This window comes from Bifidobacterium sp. LCP19S3_E9 (assembly GCF_052121135.1).
GTDB classification, from domain to species: domain Bacteria; phylum Actinomycetota; class Actinomycetes; order Actinomycetales; family Bifidobacteriaceae; genus Bifidobacterium; species Bifidobacterium thermacidophilum.
Genome location: NZ_JBQKEV010000002.1, coordinates 186,754 through 199,374 on the forward strand (window position 1 = coordinate 186,754; position 12,621 = coordinate 199,374).

9 protein-coding genes and 4 tRNA genes are annotated in these 12,621 nt (G+C 59.6%); 5 read left to right on the forward strand and 8 right to left on the reverse strand.

The annotated features are described in order from the left end of the window. Positions 1–9: 9 nt before the first annotated feature. From ACTQYB_RS01705 to ACTQYB_RS01715, 3 genes are all read right to left on the reverse strand, one after another. Positions 10–81 (reverse strand) — tRNA-Val (locus tag ACTQYB_RS01705). Between the two features lie 42 nt (positions 82–123). Further along, positions 124–194 (reverse strand) — tRNA-Cys (locus ACTQYB_RS01710). Between the two features lie 28 nt (positions 195–222). Next, positions 223–295 (reverse strand) — tRNA-Gly (locus ACTQYB_RS01715). 210 nt (positions 296–505) lie between these two features. On the opposite strand from ACTQYB_RS01715, the gene ACTQYB_RS01720 reads away from it, so the two are divergent. Both ACTQYB_RS01720 and ACTQYB_RS01725 read left to right on the forward strand, forming a co-directional pair. Then, positions 506–1,333: a PAC2 family protein gene (locus tag ACTQYB_RS01720; RefSeq protein ID WP_441481988.1), complete on the forward strand. Its 828-nt coding sequence runs from the start codon at positions 506–508 to the stop codon at positions 1,331–1,333. A gap of 171 nt (positions 1,334–1,504) precedes the next feature. Then, positions 1,505–1,580 (forward strand) — tRNA-Gly (locus ACTQYB_RS01725). Between the two features lie 85 nt (positions 1,581–1,665). On the opposite strand, the gene ACTQYB_RS01730 is transcribed toward ACTQYB_RS01725, so the two are convergent. Continuing rightward, a complete protein-coding gene (locus tag ACTQYB_RS01730; RefSeq protein WP_441482324.1) occupies positions 1,666–2,217 on the reverse strand; it encodes a DNA-deoxyinosine glycosylase in 552 nt (183 codons plus the stop codon). A 158-nt stretch (positions 2,218–2,375) separates the two neighbouring features. After that, on the reverse strand, positions 2,376–3,296 hold the full coding sequence (locus ACTQYB_RS01735; RefSeq protein WP_441482325.1) for an undecaprenyl-diphosphate phosphatase: 921 nt from the start codon (positions 3,294–3,296) through the stop codon (positions 2,376–2,378). Between the two features lie 181 nt (positions 3,297–3,477). Here ACTQYB_RS01735 and ACTQYB_RS01740 point away from each other — a divergent pair, with 181 nt between their 5' ends. Next, positions 3,478–4,269 (forward strand): fructosamine kinase family protein, encoded by a 792-nt coding sequence (locus ACTQYB_RS01740; protein ID WP_033505637.1) that lies wholly within the window; start codon positions 3,478–3,480, stop codon positions 4,267–4,269. A gap of 145 nt (positions 4,270–4,414) precedes the next feature. Here the strand turns inward: ACTQYB_RS01740 and dnaJ are convergent, their stop codons facing one another. Together dnaJ and hrcA are read right to left on the reverse strand one after the other, a co-directional pair. After that, complete coding sequence (gene dnaJ, locus ACTQYB_RS01745) at positions 4,415–5,560, reverse strand: molecular chaperone DnaJ (protein ID WP_321046858.1); 1,146 nt, start codon at positions 5,558–5,560, stop codon at positions 4,415–4,417. A gap of 50 nt (positions 5,561–5,610) precedes the next feature. Continuing rightward, positions 5,611–6,693: a heat-inducible transcriptional repressor HrcA gene (hrcA, locus tag ACTQYB_RS01750; RefSeq protein ID WP_033505642.1), complete on the reverse strand. Its 1,083-nt coding sequence runs from the start codon at positions 6,691–6,693 to the stop codon at positions 5,611–5,613. A gap of 408 nt (positions 6,694–7,101) precedes the next feature. Between hrcA and tkt the strand changes: the two genes are divergently transcribed. Together tkt and tal are read left to right on the forward strand one after the other, a co-directional pair. Further along, entirely contained in the window at positions 7,102–9,201 is a 2,100-nt protein-coding gene (gene tkt / locus ACTQYB_RS01755; RefSeq protein ID WP_033505644.1) for a transketolase, read from the forward strand. Positions 9,202–9,317: 116 nt separating this feature from the next. Further along, a complete protein-coding gene (gene tal / locus ACTQYB_RS01760; protein WP_015450595.1) occupies positions 9,318–10,421 on the forward strand; it encodes a transaldolase in 1,104 nt (367 codons plus the stop codon). 554 nt (positions 10,422–10,975) lie between these two features. Here tal and ACTQYB_RS01765 read toward each other — a convergent pair. Then, the gene (locus tag ACTQYB_RS01765) at positions 10,976–12,514 is read right to left on the reverse strand and encodes an aminotransferase class I/II-fold pyridoxal phosphate-dependent enzyme (RefSeq protein WP_441482326.1); all 1,539 of its coding nucleotides are present in this window, start codon (positions 12,512–12,514) and stop codon (positions 10,976–10,978) included. Between the last annotated feature and the right edge of the window lie 107 nt (positions 12,515–12,621).

The following is a 12,621-nucleotide window of genomic DNA, read 5'->3' on the forward strand; positions in this document are numbered from 1 at the left end:
CCGGACTCGTGGGCGATACAAGATTCGAACTTGTGACCCCTTCCGTGTCAGGGAAGTGCGCTACCTCTGCGCCAACCGCCCAGGTTGTGTCTTGGTTTGGAAGACTTACGCCTTCCTCGCCAGAGGTGGGTACGAGAGTCGAACTCGTCTATACGGCTTTGCAGGCCGCTGCCTAACCGCTTGGCTAACCCACCGTAAGGTCGTCAACTCATCGGACCTTAGAGCGGACAACGGGACTCGAACCCGCGCTCTCGACCTTGGCAAGGTCGCGCTTTACCAACTAAGCTATGTCCGCGTTTCAACCACATTGCTGTGTTTGAAGCAACGAGTAATTACTATAACGACATCCGTGTGATTTGCAAAATCGAGTGCCTTCCTCGGCGTGTCGCTTTCTGCCGCCGTCGTTCCCGTTAGCAGGAAAAACTCAATATTTCCAAGGGCTGAGAGGATTCACCACCGGCATAAGCGCCGGCACACACCGCAAGGAACAGATACATTAGAGGCTATGAGAGCAGAACCGATGCATGAGACATTCATGATCTCCGCCTTCGAGGGCTGGAACGATGCGAGCCAAGCCGCAAGCGAAGTCATCCATTACCTCATCGGCCACTACGAATCCAAACTCATCCACGAAATCAATTCGGATGGCTATTACGACTACCAGGCCACCCGCCCTATGCTCTGCCATATCACCGGCCGGGCACGCATCATCTGGCCGCACACCTCGTTCTACGACATCACCCTCTCTCCCGACCTACACGTTCTGGTCCAGATCGCCCCAGAACCGAATTATCACTGGAAAGACTATTGCAGGGAGGTCCTGCATGTCGCCGAGGACTACGACGTCACCCATGTCATCACGCTCGGCTCGATGTACGCCGCATGCCCGCACACCAGGCCGCTGCCGGTAGACATTTCCAGCGCCACCTGCTCTTGCGAGCTCGACCGTGAATACAGCGGCCCCATCGGTATCACCACCATACTTGACCAGATGGTCTGCAACGCTGGCATGCGGACGACATCCATGTGGGTGTCCATTCCCAAATACATGAATACGGATATGTGTGCGCAGGGCACTTTGGAACTTGTGCACGGACTGTCCACGATTCTCGGCGTGCCGCTTGACACCAAGGATCTGGCGGCGAAGGCGGAGACATGGAAGATGAAGGCGTCCACAATCGCCGCATGTGACGACCGGCTGTCAGCGTATATCGCCAAGCTAGAGCGCGAGTACGACCTCGCCCAGCGCGCCCGTACCATAGCCTCGCTCGGGGCGCCGCAAGCCGAACAGCTGGTCAAAGAGGCCGAGGCATTTCTCAAACGCATGGAGTAAAGCGGCGATTCACCTTCAGCAGTCGTGGGGGGGGGGGGGGGGGGGGGGGGGGGGGGGGGGGGGGGGGGGGGGGCGCCGCCCGGGGGGGGGCGCCGCCCCCCCCCCCCCCCCCCACGACGCTATAGTAATCTACGTTCCAAGTCGTGCGGTTACGTTGTGACAGAAGAACATGCGGACATAGCTTAGTTGGTAAAGCGCGACCTTGCCAAGGTCGAGAGCGCGGGTTCGAGTCCCGTTGTCCGCTCCATCATCCCGGGTGTCAAGCCCGGGCTTTTTTGTTTTCCACTGTAGGCTTCCCCTCCGCAGCCCCGCTTCTCCCGCCCGCGGACGCGTCAGTTGCCGCATGCACCGTCACAATCGGCTCCCGCCCCAAGCACCCCTGCGCGGGCGAACGCCGCTCGGTAAATCGACACCAGATCATCCAGCGACTTGGCTGCATTTGCCGGACTCGTGGACGCCACTGTCATCATCTCCACATCAATACCGAGCCGTTTGAGTCCGGGTTCGACAAGTTTGACGTACAGCTGTCCGGCCTTGCTTCCAGTGGTCATCACCAGCCGTATCGGCGCGCCACGTAGAATCATGCTGATGTCGTTGGGCTCGGGATTGCGGATGCTACCGTCGCTCGCCCCCGAAATATCACAGGAGGCAAGCACGTCCCACAATGCGACATGATGGTTCAACGCGAACGCCGCACGCGTGGCCGGCTCACGCCCGGGATCGCCGCCGAACACCGCCGCCATCACAGGCCAGAACCGGTTTCTGGGATGCATATAGTAAAAGCCCTGCTCCCTTGATTTCGGGCTCGGCATACTGCCCAGCACAAGCACTTGCGAAGCCTCGTCCCATACAGGGCCGAATCCGTGAACCACATGTTGCATCATGGAAGGGCATGATACCCACAGGCCTGCTCAGGGTAGACAGCGCTCTTCGGGTATGCGAAGGGCGCCACACGTATGAATCCGCGAATCCGCGGAACCACACGCATGGCGCCCCTCGCCGCCCGCCACGTGCATGGCGGCAATCCAAAGCCTTACGTAGGTCAGAACATCGCTGCCACGGTGTTGACCATCTCAATCGCAGCCGTCTTGGTCGTCTGCTCCATCGGCTGCAATGCGCCGGCAATCAGCAGAATCGCGACGATAACGGCGATCACGATGCGGTAGATAGCGAACGCGCGGTACGAGAACGTCGAAACGAACTTCAGGAAGCCGATGATCACGACATAACCGACCACGAAACTGACGACAGTCGCCGCGATGGTCGCGCCCCAACCCGGGAAGGTCGGATCGGCAGCAGCCGAACCCACCGATTTCACGGTTTCCAGAATGCCCGCACCGAAGACCGCCGGAATCGCCATCAGGAAGCTCACCCGCACTGCGGCTTCACGGGTGTATCCCATCGCACGGCCGAAAGTGATGGTGCCGCCGGAACGCGACACGCCAGGAATCAAAGCGAGCATCTGTCCGATACCGAAAATCAGCGCCTCCTTCCAGTTCATCTCGCGAATCGTCTTCTTCTGCGGCGCCTTCGCATCAATCACCCACAGCAGGACGCCGAAGATGATCAGCACCGTCACCGTGATCCACAGGTTGCGCAGCGTGGTCTCGATGGCGTCCTGGAACAGCAGACCGGCCACGACAATCGGAATGGTGCCGATGATGATGTACCAGCCTTCGGCCGCGTCCCTGTCCCGCGTGCCGAACCGCTCCTTCCAGTCCCCCGTGACCGGACGGGTGAACAGGCAGCGGAACCAATGTGACAGAATGCGCGCGATATCACGGCGGAAATACAACAGCACCGCGAGTTCAGTACCCAGCTGAATGATTGCGGTGAACGCAGCCCCAGGATCGGTGTGCAACATCAGCTCGCCGATGATACGAATATGTGCGCTCGACGATACCGGAAGATATTCGGTAAGCGCCTGCACCAAGCCGAGAATAATCGCTTGGAAGAAATTCATGATCCCTCTTATCGTGTCGAATCGATTGTCTATCTGGTTGTCAGTATTGCTTACAGCAGATGACGTGACTACTTTATCCGGCCGTGCGCATATTTCCCACAACACGGTTCGGTTTTGCCGCAAAGAGCACACACAACGGGAAAGGCATACACTGGAATAAACCGATCAGGAGGTTGTTCATATGGCGAAATACCGCAAGAGCAGGATGTTCGCTCCCGCCGGGTTCTTCGAATGCGAGGGCCGCGGGTTGCAATGGTTGGGTCAAGCCCAAGCCCAGGGCGGACCGCGCGTGGTCGACGTCTACGGATGGGGCGACAACTGGCTGGATATCGAGCGTGTCGAAGGCTGCTCGCCCACGCCGAAAGCCGCATACGATTTCGGGGCCGCGCTCGCCCATATGCATGACGCCGGCGCCGCGCATTTCGGGTCGGCTCCGGATGGATACACAGGAACGTGCTATTTCGGCCCGCTGCAGGACCCGGTTCCGATGGACACCGGCGACTGGGACGATCCGGTGAGTTATCTGGCGGACGGCAGGCTCAGGCCGATGGTGCAATTGGGCATCCAGCGCGGCGAGCTTACCGACGATGACCTGGCACTGACCAATGAGGTCATCGACCGCCTGCCGGATCTGCTGGGACGCGCCGCGGACGACACGCCGGCGCGCGTGCACGGGGATCTATGGAGCGGCAACGTCATGTGGACCCGGGACAGCGGCGATGTGGAGGCAGTGCTCATCGACCCGGCCGCCCATGGCGGACACCGGGAGGAGGATCTCGCGATGCTGAACCTGTTCGGCATGTCGTATCTGCACGAGATTCTCGACGGATATCAGCGTGTGCATCCGCTCAAGGCAGGATGGCAGGACCGCATCACCATCTGGCAGCTCTATCCCATCGCCGGGCACTGCGTGTTCTTCGGCGGCGGGTATGTCAGCGAATACCGCTCGATGTGCCACTCATTGTTGAAATAACTCCTTGCTGAAATAACAATGAACAGCGGGCTGGTCTCCTTGCCAGTGCGCAACCGAATGTGCCCGTTTGCTGTTGATGGGAATCCTGAAAACCCATCAACAGCAAACGGGCACCGTTATTGAATCACCGGACCGTCACCATAAATCAGCCCAAAGCGTCTTTCAGCTTGCTGAAGAAGCCTTTCTTCGCGCTCAACGGCTTGGAGCTTTGCTCGACCTTCGGTTTGTCCCCGTCGTGACGTTCGCCGAACTGCTCAATCAGCTGGCGTTCATCGTCCTTCAACTTGGTCGGAATGACCACATTGACGTGGATGATCAGGTCGCCGCGGTTCGTCTCACCGAGCTTGGTCGCCCCAAGCCCCTTCAAGGTCACGGTTTGTTCTGGTTGGCAGCCTTCAGGAATGTCAAGATGCTGCGAACCATCGAAGGTGTCGATATCGAGCCCGTGTCCAAGCACCGCCCAACTCATCGGAATCTGTACCCAGCAGTGCAGGTCATCGCCGTCACGGGTGAATTGTTTGTCAGGCTTGATGCGGATATCGACGTACAGGTCGCCCGCGGCCCCGCCGCCTTCGCCGACTTCTCCCTGATGCGGCAGACGCAGCCTGGTGTCATCGTGGACGCCCGCCGGGACAGTCACTCCGACGTCACGGGTAGTACGTACGCGGCCATGCCCCATGCACGCCGGGCAAGGATGCTCGATGATGGTCCCATGTCCTTCGCAACGTTCGCACGGCGCGGATGTCATCATCTGGCCGAGCATCGTGCGCACGACTTTCTGGCGGTACCCCTGTCCGTGACAGTCGGGGCATGTCACCGGCTGGGAGCCTTCTGTGGCGCCCGATCCGCCGCATTCCTGGCACAGGCCGAAGGTGTTGATAGTCACGTGGGCGACACCGCCGAACACCGCGGTTTTCAGGTCGATGGACGTTCTGGCGAGCGCATCCCTACCCGGCTGGGTGCGCGGGGTGGGACCTTGCGAAGCGCCGCCGCCGAAAGCACCGCCGAAGAATTGTCCGAAGATATCGCCGACATCGCCCATATCGAAGCCGGCAGCTCCGGACCCGAAACCGCTTGACGGGTCGTTGGGGTCGACGCCCTGGTCGTACATCCGGCGTTTGTCGGGGTTGGACAGCACTTCGTAGGCGCTGTTGACCTCCTTGAATTTGTCCTCGAATTCGGGACCGGCGATATCAGGATGGTATTTGCGGCTCATCTTGCGATAGGCCTTTTTGATTTCCTCTTCGCTGGCCGTGCGTTCCACGCCCAGGACCTCGTAGTAGTCTGCCACTGCTTATTTCCTTTGGTTGGTTTCTGCAAGTATTGTGTCACAGCCCTATGTCAGCTGTCTGCGTCTGTCGCGTCTTCGCCGATGATCCCGGTGAGGTATCTGGCGACCGCTCGGACCGCGGCCATGGTCGTGACGTAATCCATATGCGTGGGACCGATTGACCCGACAAAAGCGACAGGCTTGCCGGCTTGCGCGGAGGCAGAGCCTTCGGAGATGGTCGCGTTGATATGCCCATATCCGCTGGTGACGACGGAGGCGTGCATGAGTTCGGGGGTATGCGTTTCCGATCCGATGGCGACGCCCACGCCGTTTTCCGTGACTTCCTCGCTTAGTGAATTCATGAGTCTCATGATGACGACCTGTTCCTCGAGCGCGTCGAGCAGCGGGGCCATCTCCGTGCCGGAATGCTGATGGGCGAGTTTCGATGTACCCGCCATATACATGTCGGTGGCCTGTTCGTCTTCTGCCATGCTGGTCAGGGCGCGGGACAGGGCCTGTGCCAGTGCCGACAGTTCGCCGTGTTCGACGGTTTTGCCCAAGGCGACGATTGTTTTCGCCGCCAATGTCAGTGATTGCCCGGCACAGCGCGCGTTGACCGTCTCCGAGAAGGTCGCGAGCAGCTCGGTCGAGGGTAACGGGTGCACTTCCAAGGTATGCTGGGCGACTCTTCCGGTATCGGTGATGATGACCGCAAGCAGTTTGTTCATGGATACAGGGACGATTTCGACGTGCCTGAGCGTGGATTTCGACAACGCCGGAGAAGCGACGACCGCCACCTGCCCGGTGATGCGGGCCAGCAATCGGGCGGCTCGCTGCAAAGTGTCCTCAAGGCTGACCGATCCGCCGAGGAAGTTGCCGATCGCCCTGCGTTGCGCTGGTGACAGCGGAACGACGGTCGCCAAGCGGTCAACGAAATATCGGTATCCTTTTTCGGTTGGCACTCGGCCGGCGGAGGTATGCGGCTGGACCAGGTAACCTTCGTCTTCCAGTGCGGCCATATCGTTGCGCACGGTCGCCGAGCTCACACCGAGATGGTGGTTCCGTGTCAGCGATGTCGAGCCGACCGGCTCCTGCGAACGGATGTAGTCCTCCACCACGGCGCGCAGGACCAACATGCGTCTCGATTGCGTCATATGCGCGCCTCCTTATTCATTCTTTTCAGTGTTTCTTTGTCGTTCTCGTGTTTCACGTTCCGTGAAGGTTCTTCTGTTGGAATCATGCCGGTCTCCCGTCCAGGCGGGCAGGAGCGCGCTTGTGTACCGGCACACACGACACAGGCATGATTTCTGATGAGAAGTCGATATGTATTGTCTTAGCACTCCAGAGTCGAGAGTGCTAATCGGTTCATCGACAGGGAAATCCGCACAAACATCATGTTCATTTGCATCAACAAGAGCACACGAATGTGCCATAACACGCCAAAAGCGCACCCCGAAGTCTGATGCAATAGTTAGCATGGAATAGCAATGTGAGGGCGTCCGTGGCGCGACACAAGCCGAATGCGCGGCCACCCGAAGTATTGGAAGGAAAGTAGATCACCTATGACCGATTTCACCTGGTCTGAATTGGACGAGCGCGCCGTCAAGATGGCGAAGGTCCTCTCCGCCGACGCCGTCGAGCGTGCTGGACACGGCCACCCCGGCTCCCCTGTGTCCCTGGCTCCGATTGCCTACACGCTGTATCAGCACTACATCAAGCACGATCCGAACGATCCCAAGTGGGCCGGACGTGATCGCTTCATCCTCTCCGGTGGCCATGCTTCGCTCACGCAGTACGTGCAGCTGTTCTTCTCCGGCTACGGCCTGACGCTGGACGACCTCAAGTACTTCCGCGGCGGCGCCGACACCCGCACCCCGGGCCATCCTGAGTACGGCCTGACCCCGGGCATCGAAATGACCACCGGCCCGCTCGGCCAGGGTCTTGCTTCCGCCGTCGGTTTCGCATATGGCCAGCGCTTCGAGCGCGGTCTGCTCGACCCGGATGCCGCCGAAGGCACCTCCCCGTTCGACCACAAGGTGTGGGTCATCTGCGGTGAAGGCGACGTCGAGGAAGGCGTTTCCTCCGAAGCCGGCTCGCTCGCTGGCAACCAGAAGCTCGGCAACCTCTTCGTGATCTTCGATGCGAACCACATCCAGATCGAAGGCGACACCAAGCTCACCTTCTCCGAGGACATCCTCAAGCGTTACGAGGCCTACGGCTGGTACACCGACGAAGTGTCCTTCATCCAGCCCGACGGCTCCTACAAGGAGGACGTCGAGGCGCTCGCCGCGGCCATCGACAAGGCCGAGACCGTCACCGACCGTCCGCACTTCATCAAGGTCGACACGCTCATCGCATGGCCGACCCCGGGCAAGACCAACAACGAGGCTTCCCACGGCTCCAAGCTCGGTGCCGAGGCTGTCGCCGGCCTGAAGAAGGAACTCGGCTTCGACCCGGACGTCGACTTCCCGATCGACGAGGAAGCCCTCGCCCATGCCCGTAAGGTCGCCGAGCGCGGTCTCGAGGCCCACAAGGAGTGGGACGAGAAGTTCGCCGCTTGGCAGAAGGCCAACCCGGACAAGGCCGCCCTGTATGAGCGCATCAAGGCGCACAAGCTGCCCGAAGGCTTCGACGCGGCCATCGACGCCTTCGAAGCAGCTCAGGAAGTCGGCAAGGGTGTCGCCACTCGTAAGTCCTCCGGCCAGGTCCTCAACGCCATCGCTGAGGTCATGCCTGAGCTGTGGGGCGGTTCCGCCGATCTCGGTGGCTCCAACAACACCAACATCAACGGAGCAAAGTCCTTCGGCCCGTCCTCCGACGAGACCCGCACTTGGCCTGAGCAGTCCGAATACGGCCGCCAGCTGCACTTTGGCGTGCGCGAGTTCGCGATGGGTGCCATCACCAACGGCATCCTGCTCGGCTCCGACACCCGCCCGTTCAACGGCACGTTCTTCCAGTTCTCCGATTACGAGCGTCCGGCTGTGCGTCTGGCCGCACTCATGGAGATCCCGAACCTGTACGTGTGGACCCACGATTCCGTCGCCCTCGGCGAGGACGGCCCGACCCACCAGCCGATCGAGCATCTGGCCGCCTTCCGCGCCATGCCGCAGCTCGAGGTCGTGCGTCCTGCCGACGCCTACGAGACCGCAGAGGCCTACCGTTACTTCTTCGAGAAGAAGAACACCCTGCCGACCGCGATGATCCTCACCCGCCAGGGTGTGCCAACGCTCGCCGAGACCAAGGACAAGGCGAAGGACGGTGTCCGCAAGGGCGCTTATGTCCTCGTCGACACCGAGGGTACCCCGGACGTGATCGTCATGGCTTCCGGCTCCGAGGTCCAGTGGGCCGTGGCCGCCGCCAAGACCCTCGCCGCTGAAGGCATCAAGGCTCGCGTTGTGTCCTTCCCGTCCATGGAATGGTTCGAGGAGCAGGACGACGAGTACAAGGAGGAAATCCTCCCGGCCGGTGTCAAGGCCCGCGTCTCCATCGAGGCCGGCGTTGCCATGCCGTGGTACAAGTACCTCGGTGCTTACGGCAAGGCCATCTCCATCGAGCAGTTCGGCCTGCAGGGTGACGGCGCCCAGAACATGATCGATCTGGGTATCACCGCCGAGCACGTCGTGGAGGCTGCCAAGGCTTCCATCGCCGAAGTGAACGCCTGATTCCGTTCATTTCCACCATGGGAGGGTACCTTGACTTCGCGTAAAGGAAACCTCAAGGTACCCTTCCATATAGAATAAATGTGTTCCCATCTAGGAATATCAAGGAGTAACACAACATGACTGAAGCAACTCAGCGCACCAGCGACAACGGTGTTTCCATTTGGCTGGACGACCTGTCCCGCACCCGCATCGAGTCCGGCTCCCTGCAGGACCTCATCAAGAACAAGAACGTCGTTGGCGTGACCACCAACCCGTCCATCTTCCAGAAGGCCCTCTCTCAGGTTGGCCCGTACGATGCGCAGCTCAAGGAGCTCGGCAAGGTCGACGTTGAGACCGCCGTGCGCGAGCTGACCACCACCGACGTGCGCAACGCGACCGATATCTTCCGTGATATCGCCGAGGCCACGGACTTCGTCGACGGCCGCGTCTCCATCGAAGTGGACCCGCGTCTTGCCCATGAGACCGAAGCCACCGAGAAGCAGGCTGTGGAACTGTGGGAGAAGGTCAACCGCCCGAACGCCATGATCAAGATCCCGGCGACCCTCGAGGGCCTTCCGGCCATCACCGCCACGCTCGCGAAGGGCATCTCCGTCAACGTGACGCTGATCTTCTCCATCGAGCGCTATGAGCAGGTCATCGACGCCTTCATCGAGGGCATCGCCCAGGCTGACGCCAACGGCCACGACCTCAAGCACATCGGCTCCGTCGCTTCCTTCTTCGTGTCCCGCGTGGACACCGCTGTCGACAAGCTGCTCGAAGCCAACGGCTCCGACGAGGCCAAGGCCCTCGAAGGCAAGGCCGCTGTCGCCAACGCTCGTCTGGCTTACAAGCTCTTCGAGGATAAGTTCGCGAACGATCCTCGCTGGGCTGCTCTCGAGGCCAAGGGCGCCAAGAAGCAGCGTCCGCTGTGGGCTTCCACCGGCACCAAGAACGCCGCGTACTCCGATTGCAAGTATGTCGACGAGCTCGTCGCTCCGCACGTGGTCAACACCATGCCGGAGAAGACCCTGAATGCTCTCGCCGATCACGGCAACGGCGCTCCGTCCATCAAGGGCACCTATGAGGAGTCCCAGGCCATCATGGACAAGCTCGCTGCCCTGGGCATCAACATCAAGGACGTCACCGACCAGCTCGAGGCTGACGGTGTCGCCAAGTTCATCGCCTCTTGGGATTCCGTGCTGGCTGACGTCCAGTCCGGTATCGACCGCGTCAACGGCTGAGACTATGAATCCACGCTGATGTAACTCATCAGTAGGACGATAACGCAACTGGCCCCGCTTCCCCACTTTGGGAGGCGGGGCCAGTTGCGTTTTGGACGGAAACTGATATCGACACGTGCGGGTTCGGTGAGATGCGGTGCTATGTGGGACGTACAGGTTGGCAATCTTCTGTTTGCTGATGACGCCCATCTGTGACATCGTTGTCACAGCACACCTGACCTTTCTGTTTCTACCGACGCTGAGACTACTGTCAGCGTCGGTAGAAACAGAAGGAAGCGGCGTATTCAGGTCGAGCCAAGGAGGGAAACCGTCCGCCGCTGCACCAACCAGCTACGAATATCACGACGTCAGCGTAGCTAGTTTGTAGTGCTACACAAACTGGTGACGGAATTCACGCGCGCAGCGTAGCCGGTTTGTGGACTGGCACAAACCGGCTATATAACACGCACACTGAGGGTTACCAGATTGTGTGATGGCCACGCGGTTACGCCGCCATCACACACGGGCATTCGGTTCCCGTCGCATCAGGAACCACAGTTTCAGCCTTTGGCTGATTATTGATGATAGGTGGCCAGGAAATTGCGCAGTTTGGCGGTAGCGTCCTTGAGCACTTCGATTCTCGGCAAATAGACCACACGGAAATGATCGGGCTGCTGCCAATTGAACCCACTGCCCTGCACGATGAGGAGCTTCTGCTCGCGCAACAAATCCAGCGCGAACTTCTCGTCGTCCTTGATACCGAAGCGTTTGACATCCAACTTCGGGAAGATGTAGAACGCGGCTTTCGGCTTGACCGCCGACACGCCCGGAATCGAGTTCAACGCCTCATAGATGTATTCGCGCTGCTCGTAAATCCTGCCACCCGGAACGATATAGTCGTTGACGCTCTGATGGCCGCCGAGCGCGGTCTGGATGATGGACTGTGCAGGGACATTCGAGCAGATGCGCATGTTCGTCAGCATGTTCAATCCCTCGATGTAGTCCTTCGCAATCTCCTTGTTGCCGCTGAGCACCATCCAGCCGACGCGGTATCCAGCAATCATGTGTGATTTCGACAGCCCTGAGAAGGTGACGCAGAACAGGTCGGGCGCCATGGACGCGATGGAGACATGCTTGAGACCGTCCATCACCAACCGGTCGTAGATTTCATCGGAGAATATCATGAGCTGATGCTCACGGGCGAGTTCAACGATCTGCTGCAACACTTCCGGCGGGTACAATGCGCCTGTCGGATTGTTCGGGTTGATGATGACAATCGCTTTCGTACGGTCGGTGATCTTGCGCCGCATATCCTCGATATCGGGATACCATTCCGACTGCTCGTCACACACGTAATGCACGGCCGTACCACCCGCCAGCGTGACGCACGCCGTCCACAACGGATAATCAGGCGAAGGCACCAGCACCTCGTCACCGTTGTCAAGCAACGCCGACATGCTCAGATTGATCAGTTCGCTCACACCGTTGCCCGTGTAAATCCCGTCGATGCTGACATTCGGGATATTCTTGAGCTGCGCGTATTGCATGATCGCCTTGCGAGCGGAGAACAGGCCTTTCGAATCGGAATAGCCTTCGCAATCGGTCAGCTGCTGCGCCATGTCGTATACGACTTCATCAGGCGTGCGGAAGCCGAACGGCGCCGGATTGCCGATATTGAGCTTGAGGACATGGGTCCCGGAGGCTTCCATTCGCGCCGCTTCGTCGACAACAGGTCCTCTGACATCATAGAGCACGTTATCAAGCTTCGATGACTTGCCGAAATGCCGCATGGTGGTTCCTTTCGTTGATGCAGCCTTAACGTCGAGATGCTCAGGCGAGGCTTCGCCGGATTCCGGGGATGTGGAAGCATCCGGCTTCCTGCGGGTCATCTCGTCGCTGTCCCCCATCAGCCACGAGGCGCTCACGCCGAGCATATCAGCCAAGGCGTTGACTGTATCGGTACGCGGGACAGTTTTTCCGCTCACATACTGGCTGACATGGCTTTTGCCAAGATGCACGCCAAATTCAGGTGCACGCCTGACGATGTCTATCTGCTTGAGGTGGCGTTGGTTCATCGCCTGGGTGAGCCGTTGTGCGAACAATCCTTCTGCCATAACACTCCAGAGTTCAACGTATGTTCAATCTTATCAGAAACTATAGCACAACTCTCGGAAACAATGAACCGGAAAGTCTGAAATTGAACCATACAGCGTTACAGGAA